This is a genomic window from Bartonella sp. TT110JLCBS (assembly GCF_042193405.1).
In the GTDB taxonomy this organism is placed as follows: domain Bacteria; phylum Pseudomonadota; class Alphaproteobacteria; order Rhizobiales; family Rhizobiaceae; genus Bartonella.
Map to the genome: position 1 here is coordinate 1 of NZ_JBHILT010000024.1, position 14,874 is coordinate 14,874.

10 protein-coding genes and 2 pseudogenes are annotated in these 14,874 nt (G+C 34.5%); 8 read left to right on the plus strand and 4 right to left on the minus strand.

From position 1 onward, the window contains the following. Positions 1-39 precede the first annotated feature (39 nt). From ACFILW_RS08150 to ilvC, 4 genes are all read left to right on the plus strand, one after another. Positions 40-414 carry a helix-turn-helix domain-containing protein gene (locus tag ACFILW_RS08150; protein ID WP_375646881.1) on the plus strand — a complete coding sequence of 125 codons (375 nt, stop codon included), beginning with the start codon at positions 40-42 and terminating at the stop codon, positions 412-414. 999 nt (positions 415-1,413) lie between these two features. Continuing rightward, positions 1,414-2,535 (plus strand): ATP-dependent RecD-like DNA helicase, encoded by a 1,122-nt coding sequence (locus tag ACFILW_RS08155; RefSeq protein ID WP_375623318.1) that lies wholly within the window; start codon positions 1,414-1,416, stop codon positions 2,533-2,535. An 84-nt stretch (positions 2,536-2,619) separates the two neighbouring features. Then, a complete protein-coding gene (locus ACFILW_RS08160) occupies positions 2,620-3,354 on the plus strand; it encodes a pyridoxine 5'-phosphate synthase (protein ID WP_375623316.1) in 735 nt (244 codons plus the stop codon). A 1,081-nt stretch (positions 3,355-4,435) separates the two neighbouring features. Continuing rightward, complete coding sequence (gene ilvC, locus ACFILW_RS08165) at positions 4,436-5,455, plus strand: ketol-acid reductoisomerase (protein WP_375685508.1); 1,020 nt, start codon at positions 4,436-4,438, stop codon at positions 5,453-5,455. A gap of 115 nt (positions 5,456-5,570) precedes the next feature. On the opposite strand, the gene ACFILW_RS08170 is transcribed toward ilvC, so the two are convergent. The 4 genes from ACFILW_RS08170 to ACFILW_RS08185 all read right to left on the minus strand — a co-directional run bounded on the left by ACFILW_RS08170 (position 5,571) and on the right by ACFILW_RS08185 (position 11,394). Beyond that, on the minus strand, positions 5,571-6,962 hold the full coding sequence (locus ACFILW_RS08170; RefSeq protein ID WP_375623312.1) for an amino acid permease: 1,392 nt from the start codon (positions 6,960-6,962) through the stop codon (positions 5,571-5,573). 1,015 nt (positions 6,963-7,977) lie between these two features. Continuing rightward, the gene (locus ACFILW_RS08175) at positions 7,978-9,378 is read right to left on the minus strand and encodes an amino acid permease (RefSeq protein WP_375623310.1); all 1,401 of its coding nucleotides are present in this window, start codon (positions 9,376-9,378) and stop codon (positions 7,978-7,980) included. A gap of 777 nt (positions 9,379-10,155) precedes the next feature. Then, positions 10,156-10,560: a LysE family translocator gene (locus ACFILW_RS08180; RefSeq protein ID WP_375685509.1), complete on the minus strand. Its 405-nt coding sequence runs from the start codon at positions 10,558-10,560 to the stop codon at positions 10,156-10,158. 225 nt (positions 10,561-10,785) lie between these two features. After that, positions 10,786-11,394 carry a fumarylacetoacetate hydrolase family protein gene (locus ACFILW_RS08185; RefSeq protein WP_375685510.1) on the minus strand — a complete coding sequence of 203 codons (609 nt, stop codon included), beginning with the start codon at positions 11,392-11,394 and terminating at the stop codon, positions 10,786-10,788. A 587-nt stretch (positions 11,395-11,981) separates the two neighbouring features. On the opposite strand from ACFILW_RS08185, the pseudogene ACFILW_RS08190 reads away from it, so the two are divergent. The 4 genes and pseudogenes from ACFILW_RS08190 to ACFILW_RS08205 all read left to right on the plus strand — a co-directional run. Beyond that, a pseudogene (locus ACFILW_RS08190) lies at positions 11,982-12,443 on the plus strand (DEAD/DEAH box helicase family protein); the annotation flags it as partial. A gap of 26 nt (positions 12,444-12,469) precedes the next feature. Beyond that, the gene (locus tag ACFILW_RS08195; RefSeq protein ID WP_375685511.1) at positions 12,470-13,222 is read left to right on the plus strand and encodes a hypothetical protein; all 753 of its coding nucleotides are present in this window, start codon (positions 12,470-12,472) and stop codon (positions 13,220-13,222) included. Between the two features lie 72 nt (positions 13,223-13,294). Further along, entirely contained in the window at positions 13,295-13,600 is a 306-nt protein-coding gene (locus tag ACFILW_RS08200) for a hypothetical protein (RefSeq protein WP_375685512.1), read from the plus strand. A 63-nt stretch (positions 13,601-13,663) separates the two neighbouring features. Further along, positions 13,664-13,744, plus strand: a pseudogene (locus tag ACFILW_RS08205) (lysozyme); the annotation flags it as partial. Between the last annotated feature and the right edge of the window lie 1,130 nt (positions 13,745-14,874).

The window sequence follows — 14,874 nt, forward strand, 5'->3', positions numbered from 1 at the left end:
ATCAGAAGAAAATATTTCTTCTCTAATAGGACTTTTTATATGGTTACATCTTTTGGTAAAATTTTACGGAAACTTCGGGTTGATCATTCAGAACGCCTTTTAGATATGGCTAAGAAATTAGACATATCTGTATCATTTTTATCTGCTGTAGAAATTGGCAAAAAATCTGTTCCTGTAGGACTGGAGGAAAAGATCATAGAGCTTTATGGTTTAGATAAAGAGAAGGCTTTACTCTTAAAAAAAGAAGCCTATTCTTGTCGAAAAAGCATCATCATAAAGCCTTCTACTCCGTTGCAACGTGAAACTGTTGTTGCGTTTATGAGACTTTTAGATGGCTTACATCAAGAAGCGTTAGCAGACTTCAAAGAAACATTAGAAACATTGTGCGAAGCGTGCTTTATAGAGAAATGTTAAAAATCCTATTCCCTAACTTTTATTTACGTATCCCGTACTTTTAAAAAGATATATAAAATCAATTATCTATATAGATAAAAAGAGGTCTTGTTATTTCTAGCAATAAGAATAGCATTAATTAATTAGTTTTTATAAACTTTAAAACATTGTGATAAAAAGAAAAAGTTTGACTCAGTCGATGGAGAATTGTGCTTTTCTCATATTTTAGAGGATGAACCTGAAGTGTTACGCTGGACTGAAACCATGTTCCAGTTTTCTTATAATAGACTACTAAAAAGGCCATACTTACGAACCAGATTTTATTGTCGAAACAGAAAAAGCTCCATATTTGTGCGAGATAAAGCGTGCTGCATATAAGCGTGATGTCTCTCTTTATTCGTTGAGATATAACATATTTGTAGCATGAAGAGTAAATTTATTAAAATCATGATAAGAGGGAAATAAGAACCTTATAGGTGTATCATTGTAGGATTAAGTCGTTTTGTTGAGAGCTATTTCTATTTTTACCAAAAGGTTTTTGATATATTTAATGATTATTTCGTAATAGTGGATGTACTTTAATTTTTATGAGCAAGAAAGCTGATTGATTGTGTAGAATAGTATTCATAAAATGACATTATTCTTATCCTGTTAAGGACATTTTTTCTAGCGCGGTTTTTGCAATTGCAATACTCTTTTTCTCATTCTAAATTTTGGTTAGAAAAAGCGTATATAGGTGTTATTTTAAATTTAAGATATGCATATTCCATTGTTGGTGTTACTGTTGTAAAAAATGATATTTTATTTGATAAGTATAAGGTGTTACCCAGAAGATCGATGTATAGATAAAATTTAGATTGTTACAATATCTTGGAAAAACAATGGGTAAATAATTGATAATTGTGCTACGAAAGTTGTTAGATGGGCGTGTGTCAGCAATTCTTAATAAAAAAGTTTTTCTTGATAGTCGGTTTTTTTCAAAATACTGCTTTTTTTATGCAAATCTTATGTTGGTAAGCTATGCAGTTTTCACGGGAACAGGATAATGCATTGAAGGCTGTTGCCGCGTGGTTGAGGGAAGGGCGTTCTCCTCTTTTTCGCCTTTTTGGCTATGCGGGGACGGGTAAGACGACGCTTGCGCGCTATTTTGCAGAGACAGTTGATGGTTCTGTTCAATTTGCTGCTTTTACAGGGAAGGCGGCGCAGGTTTTGCGTTCTAAAGGTGCAAGCAATGCTTGTACTATTCATTCGTTAATTTATTGTCCACGTGGAGAAGAGGAAGTTTCCGATGAAATAACAGGAAAAAAGTCTATTGCTCCAACATTTACGTTAAATCGAAGAAGTGCTGCTACACAAGCTAAACTCATTATTGTTGATGAGTGCTCAATGGTTGATGAACAATTGGCCCGTGATTTAATGAGTTTTCGAACGCCAATTCTTGTTCTTGGTGATCCAGGTCAATTGCCTCCTATATCAGGTGGGGGCTTTTTTTCTAATGGGGAACCAGATTTTCTTCTTTCAGAAATTCATCGGCAAGCGCGCGATAATCCGATTATACGTCTTGCTATGGATGTACGTGAAGGACGCGATATTGCTTATGGTGACTATGGAGAAGCGCGCGTTGTGACACGTAAAGAGGTCAATCAACAATTGGTTTTGGATGCTGATCAGGTCTTGGTAGGGATTAATCGTACACGCCACCTTTATAATCAGCGTTTGCGTGTGTTAAAGGGATTTACAGCAGATTATCCGCAAGCGGGAGATAAACTGGTGTGTTTGCGAAATGATCCTATTAAAGGTTTGTTGAATGGCTCTTTATGGAAGGTGATGACTTCACAGAAGGAGACCGTTAAACCAAGTATTAATCTTCTTGTGAAACCAGAAGAAAGTGAGCGTGGGGTAGCAAAGATTAAACTTTTAAAAGCAGCGTTTGAAAACCCTGATCAAGAAATTTCATGGCAATTAAAAAAGCGATATGATGATTTTGATTATGGGTATGCATTGACGGTTCATAAGGCGCAAGGTTCGCAATGGAATAATGTCGTTTTGTTTGATGAAAGTTTTGCATTTCGTGATATGTATGCGCGCTGGCTTTATACGGGAATTACCCGCGCAGCAGAGCGTTTAACGATTGTTCGATAGAAAAAAATGTGTATATCATCTAAGTTTCAGATGGAAAATGCCTTTTTTCTATCTTGTTACACACTATAAAAAATGGAAATGGGTATGGCGGTAAAACTTTCGGTTAATCTTAATGCTGTTGCTGTTTTGCGTAATCGACGTAATCTTCCGTGGCCAAGTATAACGAATATTGGGCATATAGCGCTTGCTGCTGGAGCAGCAGGTTTGACGGTTCATCCACGCCCTGATGAAAGGCATATTCGTTTTGCGGATTTGCCAGATATATACTGTTTAATAAAGAACACTTTTCCTACTGCTGAGTTTAATATTGAAGGTTATCCCAGTGATCAATTTTTGGATATCGCTAAAAACTATGCGGATCAGATTACCCTTGTTCCTGATGATCCAGATCAGTCAACGTCTGATCATGGTTGGAATTTTGCTCATGATGCAGAATTTTTAGCACCTATTATTCAGAATTTAAAAAACAGAAAGATTCGTGTATCCCTTTTTGCTAATCCTACTGTCGATGGTCTGGATATTGCTAAAACAATGGGCGCTGATCGTGTGGAATTTTACACGGGACCTTACGGTGGTGCATTTCAGGATAAAACAAAACAAGATCAAGAGCTCAATAAACTTGTTTTAGCAGCAAGAAGAGCAAAAGAATTGCAGTTAGGTATAAACGCGGGGCATGATCTGACACTTATGAATCTTCCTGCTCTTGTCAAAAATATTCCTTGGCTTTATGAAGTTTCTATTGGCCATGGGCTCATTGCTGATGCATTAGAGTATGGAATACATGAGACTGTTCAGCGTTTTATTCGGTTATTATCGTAATCTTTTTCTCTCTATAAAAATTGGAAAAGAAATTTTTATAGAGGTTTGCCAATTTATCTTAGAACATAATATATGTTTGAGATAAATAGCACTATTATCGTGCATTATAAATATTCTATTGTTCCTCTATTTATTGGTTGCTTTCTATCTTTTGTTTTTGAGTGTATGCGATGTTTTTATTTGTACTATCCATTATGAGGAAGTTTTAAAATCTTCTTATTATAATTTCTTTGAATGGAGAAGAAATAGGGTTTTGAAAGTATTTCCATTATAAAGGAGTGCGTAGGATTTTAATGGATCAATACATAAATTTTCTTGATATTTGAGCTCATTTTTGGGTTATCTGTAAATAGTATAACGTAAAATCTCCTTATGAATAAGCTTAATGCAATAGGAGCTGTTAAATAGAATGATAATATCGACTTGTAGCTTTATGAAGTAAAGAGAGTGATGTGCAATAAAACTTACACTATTATAGGGAATTCTTGAAAAGGGCTTGAGCATATTAAAATTTTTTTATAAGGCGCCATAAATGGATAACATAATAGCCGTATGGGGGGATTCTTCGTGTGAGAGGCGTGGATATTAAAAGAATGTAAAAAGTAAAAGCATCCTCTCTATTATTCTAAAGATCTTGTTGTATATGCTTTTGAAGGTTGTATTAAAACAATACTTGTTATTTTGTAATTTTTCTTGCTATCCGTATTGATTTGGTTCATGTTAAGAATTGTATGTTGTGTTTTAATTTTTAGGATATAATGTTTTGTTGCGCAATATACGCAATAGAAGAGTAGAGTATTAGCAGGTATATTTTCTTTAGAAATCTTGTTTTATGTAATATATCGTTCTTTTAGAGAAGCAGTTGAAGTGTATTTGGGGATCCGTATATGTTTTTGGAATGTTTGGGGACCACAGTTTTTTCTATACAATATGTAAACTTTAAAAGCTTATTCAATTGCTCTGTTCTTATAAGCAGCGTTTTTTGTCTTTATAGTGTGTGATGCACTGAAGATAATGTTTCTTATTGAATAAATAAGTAATCTGAAATCCAGTTTAAATAGAGAAAGAAGGAAGTGTTTTTATGCGTGTTTATTATGATCGTGATGCGGATGTTAATCTCATTAAAGGGAAAAAAGTAGCCATTGTTGGTTATGGTTCTCAAGGGCGTGCCCATGCTTTAAATTTGAAAGATTCCGGTGTTAAAAATGTACAAATAGCTTTGCGTTCAGGGTCGGAAACAGTTAAAAAGGCTACAGCCGATGGTTTTGAAGTGGTGAGTGTTGCTGAAGCAGCAAAATGGGCAGATCTCATTATGATGGCAACACCAGATGAATTGCAAGCTGATATTTATAAAGAGCATATTCATGACCATTTACGTGATGGGGCAGCAATTGCTTTTGCCCATGGTTTGAGCATTCATTTTGGCTTGATTGAACCTAAAAAAAACGTTGATATTGTGATGATTGCTCCTAAAGGTCCAGGGCATACAGTTCGTCATGAATACCAACAGGGGTGTGGTGTTCCTTGCTTAATAGCGGTGGCGCAAGATGCTTCAGGGCATGCACATAATGTAGCATTATCTTATGCATGTGGACTTGGTGGTGGACGTGCTGGGGTGATTGAAACAACATTTAAAGAAGAGTGCGAAACTGATCTTTTTGGTGAACAAGCGGTTCTTTGTGGTGGTCTTGTTGAATTGATTCGAGCCGGTTATGAAACGCTAACGGAAGCAGGTTATGCACCAGAAATGGCTTATTTTGAGTGTTTACATGAAGTGAAACTGATTGTTGATCTCATGTATGAAGGGGGCATTGCAAATATGAATTATTCGATTTCTAATACAGCTGAATGGGGTGAATATATGTCTGGTCCACGTGTGATTACGGATAAAACTAGAGCAGAAATGAAACGTATATTGAAAGATATTCAAACGGGTAAATTTACATCGAATTGGATTCAAGAATATAAAGCTGGTGCTGCTCATTTTAAAAGTATGCGGCGTTTAAATGATAATCATCCTATTGAAGAAGTGGGTAAAAAACTTCGTTCTATGATGCCTTGGATAAAATCGAATGCTTTGGTTGATAAAGAGCGTAATTGAAGCTTCTACAGAGATATTTTGTCAATAGCTTTTATAATTTTATAGATAAATATCAAAAAAAGGGTAACTTTAGTTACCCTTTTTTATATGTTTTTGGAAACATAAGCTTTATTTTTTAATTTTTTGCATAATTCTTTTTCCCAAAAAGAAAGTATACAATTCCTAAAAATATGAACCATGCTGGAGTGTATTTTAAAGCTATGGCAGTATCAGCTTCTAATGATAATAAATAGATAATGAATGCAAAGAAAACAAGAAGCGCCCAACACATAACAACACCTCCTGGCATTTTATAAGGAGAGACAGTATGCTGGAGAGGACGATTGCGGCGATAGACGATATAGCTGATCAAAATGATAGACCATACAAATATAAACAAAGTTGCGGCAATTGTCGTAACAATTGTAAAAGCAGCTATGAGTGTTTGAGATAACGATACAACGGCATAACCAAATAAGATGCATAAACATGAAAAGAATAATGCGTTGGCTGGAACGTGGTTACGAGAAAGTTTTCCTAAAAATTTAGGAGCACCTTTTTGTGTTGCTAGCCCATATATCATACGGCTGGTAGAAAAAATTCCACTATTTGCTGAAGATGCGGCAGCTGTGAGGACAACAAAGTTCATCAAACCTGCAGCAGTTGGAATACCAATAAGTGCATACATTGTTACAAATGGGCTTTTTTCTGGACTGATTTGATCCCACGGCGTCACAGACATAATCACAAGAAGAGAGAATATATAAAAGAATACAATGCGGATTGGTATTGAATTAACAGCCTGTGGTAAAGCTTTTTGAGGCTCTTTTACTTCAGCAGCAGCTGTTCCAGCGAGTTCAATGCCAACAAAAGCAAAAATAACAATTTGAAATCCAGCAAAAAAGCCTGTAATTCCTCGCGGAAAAATATTCCCACCGTTCCATATATGGCTAAGAGAAGCAACTGTACCGTTTGGAGAGACAAAACCGGTAAAGATCATATAAAATCCTACAACAATTAAGACTAGAATTGCTACGATTTTTATAAAACCAAACCAAAACTCAAGTTCGCCAAATAGTTTTACGGCGACGAGGTTAAGAATTAAAAAGGACATAAGACCAATTATAACAGGAATCCATGGATTGAGTTCAGGCCACCAAAAGTGTGTATAAGTGACAATCGCAATAATTTCAGCAGTTCCAGTGACAATCCAACACAACCAATATGTCCAGCCGATAAAGAATCCAGCACACGGTCCTAGAAGATCGGTTGAGAAGTCAATAAAAGATCGATATTGTGTATTAGAAAGCAATAACTCTCCCATAGCACGCATGACAAAGTATAGAGCACAACCAATAATTGCATAAACGAGTAGAATCGAAGGTCCTGCTACACTGATTGTTTTTCCTGATCCCATGAAGAGACCTGTTCCAATCGCTCCACCAAGGGCTATAAGTTGTATGTGTCGGTTATGTAGTCCACGTTGCAATTTCTTCTTAGGTTTTTTTTCTAAATTTTGTTTGTTCATTTTTGGGGAGTTCTCCTTAGTTATTTTTAAATAAAAATTACCCTAAAAAAGGTAATTCCTTCTATCGGAACACGCTATGGTTAAGGAGTAAAGGAATTTTTTTCTATGACTTTATGTGAATAAAGCAAAAACATTATTAAATGATGGAGTAATTATTTTATATATATAAAACATAATGCAAATTATAATATATTTTTTTAATTTTTTATGATTTATACATAAATTATATATAATATATAATACAATATATAATATATAGTATTATTATATATTATATATATAATAATTTATATTAATATATATTTTTATATACTAAAATATTATATAAAAATCTTTATATTTTAAATTATTTATTAATATATTATTTCTAATTATAGAAAAATATAAATAAAATTATAAATTTATTATATATAAATTTTTTGATATAAAGAAAATATTTTTTAAATAGCTGAAATTTTATTAAAAATATTAAAAATATATTTAAAGTTTATCTTTAAATAGTTATCTTTAAAATTTATTTACAAATAGAAAAATATTTTCATAGAATCTTTTTTTATTGCAGATAGCTATTAAGATATATTCTGTTTAAAGCTATATTTTTAATTTTGATAAAAAATTGAATATAAACTTTTGGAGGGGGAAAAGTTTTAGATAAATCTCATGTTTTATTAGTAAACAATGTCAGTGAATTTTATAGAGAATTCTTTACAGAATAGCTTATTCTCATCCTATTATACAGTAAAATACTGTTGTGTAGAGTAGTGATATAAAGCATATAACATTTTATGCATTAAGTATTTTTAGAATGGGTGGTGAGTGTTCAGGGCAGGGCTAGCCCATAGAGCCTTATGTAGGTGAACCATATAAATGATCAGCAGCATTCCCCCTTAATAAGCCGGATTGTTTACAAACCGGTGCCGGTAGGAATCGTCGTTTTTTGATGTTTGGGGAGGAGGTTAAGTAGAAAAAGGGTAACTAAAATTACCCTTTTTGGAGATGTTTTTATGTATAGACTTTATTTGTTACCTTGAGTTATTTTTTTCTTTACAAACATAAAATACATTATACCTAAGAAAACAAACCAGAATATACTATATTTTAAGGCTAGTAGAGTATCAGCTTCTAATGTCAACAAATAGAGCATGAAAACAAAGAAAACTAAAATTATCCCACACATGATAACACCTCCTGGCATTTTATAAATGGATTCAGTGTGTAGATGAGGGCGATTGCGACGATACACAATATAGCTAATCAAAATTACAGACCATACGAATAAAAATGCAATAGCTGAAATGCTTGTCACAATTGTAAAAGCACTTATGAGGCTTGGAGAGAGTGAGGCAATTGTATACCCTATTAAAATACATAAGCAGGAAAAGAATAAAGCATTGGCTGGAACATGGTATTTGGAAAGTTTACCTAAAATTGGAGGAGCACCTTTTTGTGTTGCAAGTCCATATATCATACGGCTGGTAGAAAAAATACCACTATTTGCTGAAGAGGCAGCTGAGGTGATAACGACAAAGTTCACCAAGCCAGCAGCTATCGGAATGCCTGCAAGCCAAAACATCGAGACAAAGGGGCTTTTATCTGGAACAATTTGATCCCAAGGTGTGACAGACATAATTACAGCGAGAGAAAAAATGTAAAAGAGTACAATACGGACCGGTATTGCATTAATTGCTTTGGGGAGAACTTTTTTAGGTTCTTTTACTTCAGCAGCGGTTGTTCCAGCAATTTCTATACCAACAAAAGAAAAAATGGCAATTTGAAATCCAGCAAAAAAACCTGTCATTCCTCGCGGAAAGATATTGCCATCGTTCCATACGTGATTGAGAGAAGCAACTGTACCATTGGGAGAGGTAAAGCCCGTAACGATCATATAAAATCCCACAACAATTAATGCTAAAATTGCGACGACTTTGATAAGACCAAACCAGAATTCAAGTTCACCGAATAGTTTCACGGCAAAGAGGTTAAAGATTAAAAAGACACTAATGCAGGTAAAAACGGTAAACCATGGATTGAGTGTTGGCCACCAAAAGTTCATATAAGTGATGATGGCAATAATGTCAGCAGCTCCAGTTACAACCCAGCTCAACCAATAGCTCCAGCCAACAAAGAAAGCGATTCCCGGTCCTAGCATATCGGTTGAAAAATCAATAAGGGATCGGTATTGTGAATTAGAAAGCAACAATTCTCCCATAGCACGCATGACAAAGTATAGAGCAAAACCGATAATAGCATAAACGAGTATGATGGAAGGACCTGCTACACTAATTGTTTTTCCTGCCCCCATGAAGAGACCTGTTCCAATAGCACCACCAATGGCTATAAGTTGTACATGTCGGTTGTGTAGTCCACGCTGCAACTTATTCTGAGAATTATCTTTTAAATTTTGTTTGTAGCTCATTTTTTGGGGGTTCCCTTTAATTATTTTGAGATTAAATTACACTAAAAAAGCATTATTTCGTATCGAAGCATGATATAAATGAGGTGTAAAGGAAAAAAACGTTTTTTATGATTTTGTGTGGATAAAGAAAAGAATATGCTTTTGAAAAAAGAGAATGTTGTCCTCTTAAATAACGTAACAGATATTTGAATAGGGAGCTTTTTATTGTTATTAATAACAAATAGATTGTTCATTAAAAGACGTGGGGCTTTTAAAATTATTTCAGAAAGTTGTCAGGAGTTTTTATAATTTTTTGAAACTTATTATTTGTAATCAGTGCATTATTTATTATTATTCATAATGGTGAGAGTTTTACTTTTTGCTCAAATAGCACTCGAGAGTTCTCATCTTAGTTTAAGAAATAATTTTTAATGGAAAATTAAAATGATTTTTAAAATCATTTTTTTGTTTGTATGGTGCTATCATAAGTGAGAAGGGATTACTTTTGTTTTACAGAGGAAAAGAGAACTACCATAGTTCTTTCTTTTAAAGTGGTGAATAAGATGTCCCTTTAGATATTGATAACACTTGATAAAATGTTGAGAGAAATTCGAATTCTTTATACAAAACGTCTTTATGCTATAATACTGAAATGCAGCGTAATTCAATTCTTCGGAGAAAATGGGAAAGAACTGGTGGTTCTATAAGTTCTGTTAGAGATTGGAATATTAATAGCAATAGACAGAATCAGGAAAAGATTGCTCTATTAACTTTAGAATTTGTTATCAAAAGATAAAACTATCCAAAGAAAATGAAAAAAGAAAACAGAGATAAAACTGTTCCTGTCGCAATGTTAATAGAGCCTTTTACCCGCTGCTTTTTTAAGGTGGTACTGGCAAATGATATAAAAATGGTCATTAAAGTAAACCATGCAAAGATGTTGAAAGAATGTATTGTGACAAGTTCAAAACCTTTTTTAATGCTACCTCCAGAAGCTAAGAATTTTGGAAAAGCTGCTATGTAAAATATAGATACTTTGGGGTTTAGTATTTGTGTCAAAAAAACGTCCATATAGCTGGTTAAAAGCTTTGTTTCACTCGTAGCATGCTTTTCATTCGTTGAACTTCTTTCTTTTAAATTTAAGCTGTGTATTCCAGATTTAATCGATTTAAAGCCTATATATAATAAATAGCAGCTTCCCATGAGTTTTACTAAAAAAACAGCGTTTTGTTATTGAGAATGAGCGTTGATACACCCAATATGGAAAATGTCCCATGCACATATGTTGCGGTATACAATCCTAAAACATTCGTAAATGCGTTTTTTTTTCAAGTCGCGTTGCATTATCTATGATAAGGGGGGCCATATTCGGTCCCAGTGAGATGACTAAAAAAAATGAAACAATGAAAAAGGTCAGTATTTGATGATTCATTTTACTTTTAGCTCTGAAATTAATTGATTTTCGAGATACAATTCTATTCTGTCAAACTGAGAAAGTTTTCCGACACCCTGTGGAGTGCCTGTGTATATGAGATCACCACGTCTTAGCTGAATGTAGTGACTTAAAAATGAGATTATCTTCTCAAAGCTAAAGATCATATTTTTCGTATTGCCAACTTGCCTTGTTTCGCCATTCAACTTCATTGCAAAGGTGATTGGTGTGTTTATTTTTTCCTTGTTTATGAAGTCAGAGACGTATGCAGCGCCTTTAAATCCTTTCGATAAAAGCCAAGGAAGCTTTTTTTCTTTCAGTTTTGTTTGCAAATCCCGCGCGGTGAGATCAAGACCTATTGCTACGGCATCATAGCATTCTTCTGCTTCTTCCTCCATGATCATGAAAGCGTCCTTTGAGATTTTGAGCACAATTTCAGTTTCAAAATGTATTTCTTTTGAAAAATCAGGGAGATAAATTTCATTGCCTAAAACGAGTGAACTTTTTGGCTTGCTAAAGATAACAGGTTCATCTTCAACAACATTGCCTAGTTCATGAATATGTTCAATATAATTGCGTCCAACACAGTAAATGTCATTTATCATAGGGCGCCCTCCAAATTTTTCATTTTCTCTTTGTATAGGCAAGAGAGAACTTTGCAAACAACATTTTTTCTTATATCTCGTTGTGCGGTTTCTGAAAAAGAAGCATTGTGTGGGGTGATGACTAACCATGATGACAGTTCTTCGCATTGGCTCTCTTTTGAAGAGTATCCAATCTTATAGTCTTTGAGATTACTTTAATTTTAATTGCCAGTTTCCTGAAATTACTTTATTATTTAAGGGGTAGTTTTGGTCGTCTATGCAGCGATCAGTAGGGTCTGAAAGCCCTAAAGTTTGATCATAAAAATGAGCCTACTCTGTTGGTGTCTCGGAATTATGGAATTTTTTTCTATGTCTAGGTGCGATGAGCACTAAAAGCAAAAAAGCGGATTCAAACTAAGTACTTTCAGACTTTCGGAATATTAATGCGAGGGTGCTCGCACCGTACTCCGCGGGGGAAGCTTAAAAGTGAAAACCAAAAAGCTACATTTTAACGACATTTCTATAGGCAATAAATTCGCTTTCAAAAAACAATGCTGGGAATGTTGCAAAAGCAATTAGAGCACCAATTAGGGATAACTTTTTAACAAATCCAAAAGTATGAGAAAGTCTGTGAGGGTTTAAAAGAAGCAGATCGCGGCAAACTTATTGTGGTATGTGGAGTGGGGAAGATTTTTACCAGCTTTAAGATAGCAGAACAAATAGCCGGAACTGGCAAGCGTGTTTTGTTTTTCGTGCCTTCTCTGGCTTTGATGTCACAAACGATAAGAGAATGGACACTCTATACAGAAGTGTCATTGCGTTTCTTTGCGGTGTGTTCTGATACATAAGTTGGCAAGCGTCGTAAAACAAAGATGCTGTTGTCGAACTCGATGTCTCAGATCTTGGCTCTATCAGCTACCAACTGATGCTTAAAAGCTTTGAAAAAAAATAAAGTCTTAGCAAATGCAATGACTGAGGTGTTTGCTCCTTACCAATCAATCCAAGTGATTGAAAATGCGCAAAAGAAATACCGTTTACCAGAATTTGATCTGATCATTTGTGAAGCAGCACAGGCTAAGGCAGTAAGGTAGAACCTTTGGTTGTAGAAGCCAAGGAAGTAGCTGAGACTGCGAAGACAACAGCGGAAGAAGCGCTGAATGTTGCGGAGCAAGCAAAAGAAGAGGCTGATACGACGAAGCAAGGGCTTGGAGAGGTCAAGAGTTCATTAGACACGGTGACAGCAACGACAAATTCTGCGAATACAGCCGCCTCTGAGGCAAAAGTGTTAGCGGAAGAAGCGAAGAGTGCATTGACAGAAATTCAAGAGAAGGCACAGAAGAACAGTGACAGTCTTTCTGAACTTCAAAATAAGGTAGGTTCTCTTTCCTCTAATTTTTTAGAGAATGTGCGTTTTAATCAACCTGACAGAATTTTGGAAGCGGATTCACACAATAGAAAAGGTCTTGTGATCAATGAAGGGGCGTGTTTTCGCTTTTATCGTGGTGGTGAGAATGGGGATAGGTCCATCTTTTACCGCATTCCAAGGCGTGGAAGGATGACTTTTGACGAAGATCTTGAAGCAGGAAAGGATTATTATATATATATCACTCTAAAAGATCAGACGAATGAGATATCCTTTGAAATTTCGCAAAATCCGACAGCTCCTAATGGCTATACAGAGGATAATTCTGAAAAGATTGGCGGATTTCATACGCTTTGTGCGGATGTTGGTGAGATTGAAGGCCATCTCTTATCGGGTTATCAAGCGGGGGATATCTTGCCCAATTCTGTTTGGTGTCTCAATCACCGACCGCGTAGTAGTCCAGAAGGGATGGTTTACAATCCGTAGCATCATGTTTGAGTTGATATTTATCTTCAATCAGGGGCAGGTATAAATGCAAAGTCGGCATATGGTGTTCCGATTACGACCAATCGTAGTTATGCAGATCATTCCTTTGATAAGGCTGAAACCGTAAGGAGGCTAGGGAATCTTTTAGCAACACGTTTTTATTGGGTTTTTGTTAAAGAGCTTGGAGAGGGAGAAGAGGGGATTGAAGATGACACGCATAAGGTTTGTCTAACAACAAGCATGCCATTTGATTCAAATGGTGATTTTGTAGAAACGTGTTGTCAGTATGAATTACAGGAAAGCGAATATGCGCCGCTCTTTCAACTTGGCTTTCGTGTTGAAGAAGTCGAGCAGCAGATCAAAGAGCATAGCCAATAGAGATCATAAGAAAACATTTTTATGCCGCCTCACTTTTGTGGGGCTTTTTTTATGGAGCGTTAGATGAGAAAGATATCGAAAGAAGGATTAGAGCTTATCAAACAATGGGAAGGTTTGCGTTTAGAGGCTTTAAAAGATATCATATCAAAAAACGCAATAAAGTCAATATGTTGTTTGCAATTATTTTATATGAATCCACTTAAGAATCCATTCTTTTATGCATGATTCATTTGACCATTTTTGATATAAGATTGCCATGTATGAATAGAGCATAAAAAGCAAATCATGATGTAAAGATTATAACGCATGTGTGTATTCAAATGAAATGAAAAGCTGTTATCATTCATAACAGTTTATAAATTTTATGATACGTTTTTATCACTTAAAAATCGCATTGAAGTTAGTAATATAGACTTCTTTAATTTCGCTAAATTTTTAGCGAAACTATTATAAGCTTATAAGTTTAATTTATAAAATTGCATAAAAAGATTTAAAGACAAAATCATATTTAAAACGCTTTCTAAAAATTTAGAAAACGATAGGCAGGCATTATACAGATCCTATCATCACAACAGATATGAAATTCAAAAAGTTATATCTTATGAAATCAAAAGCCTTTTTAATGAATAAAAGCAAGCTATCAAAAAAACGTTTAAAAGTTACATTTAAAGCACAGAGCCCAAATATGGGCTGAGTGAATTTAGTCACCCCAAATTTGGGGCAGCTATTTAGACAAGATAAGCAAGTAAAATTTAAAATCGTTGTAACATCATAAGGTATCGGTTTTTACTTAATTTTGAGTCAAAAGCTGTAATGTTTAAAGAATGCTCTATTCTAAGATAATGCCTCCAAAAATGGACCGGCTAATATTTAAAGAAATTAGGTTTTAATGAAAAGTACAAATACGCTTATGAGAACCTCTTTAAATGCACGTTTAAACGTTTGAAACATAAAATGAGATCTTTATAAGAAACGTTAAAACTTTTTTTATAACAGTTATAACTTAGTTATCATTTGCTCTTAAAAACGTTTCATTTATGAGAAAATTAAGATTTAGCTTTCACAGCAGAGCAAAATCTTGAAAACCTTACATTTTATAAAAGCGTTTGTTTATTTTTCTTATAAAAATCTGCTTTTAAAAACCAATGCTCGTAAATGTAAAAAACCGTTTTGTTATAAGATATTCACTTAATATGAATTTGCTTTTGATTGGATTGTTAAAGCTACCGAGCGTTTTGATTTGTTTGATACGTTTGATAGCCATAACAAGCGTT

Bases quoted from the DNA above. Each gene is read 5' to 3' on its own strand.
- ACFILW_RS08155 (WP_375623318.1), top strand. From the start codon at position 1,414: ATGCAGTTTTCACGGGAACAGGATAATGCATTGAAGGCTGTTGCCGCG.
- ACFILW_RS08150 (WP_375646881.1), top strand. From the start codon at position 40: ATGGTTACATCTTTTGGTAAAATTTTACGGAAACTTCGGGTTGATCAT.
- ACFILW_RS08185 (WP_375685510.1), bottom strand. From the start codon at position 11,394: ATGATAAATGACATTTACTGTGTTGGACGCAATTATATTGAACATATT.
- ACFILW_RS08175 (WP_375623310.1), bottom strand. From the start codon at position 9,378: ATGAGCTACAAACAAAATTTAAAAGATAATTCTCAGAATAAGTTGCAG.
- ACFILW_RS08170 (WP_375623312.1), bottom strand. From the start codon at position 6,962: ATGAACAAACAAAATTTAGAAAAAAAACCTAAGAAGAAATTGCAACGT.
- ACFILW_RS08180 (WP_375685509.1), bottom strand. From the start codon at position 10,560: ATGGGAAGCTGCTATTTATTATATATAGGCTTTAAATCGATTAAATCT.
- ACFILW_RS08160 (WP_375623316.1), top strand. From the start codon at position 2,620: ATGGCGGTAAAACTTTCGGTTAATCTTAATGCTGTTGCTGTTTTGCGT.
- ilvC (WP_375685508.1), top strand. From the start codon at position 4,436: ATGCGTGTTTATTATGATCGTGATGCGGATGTTAATCTCATTAAAGGG.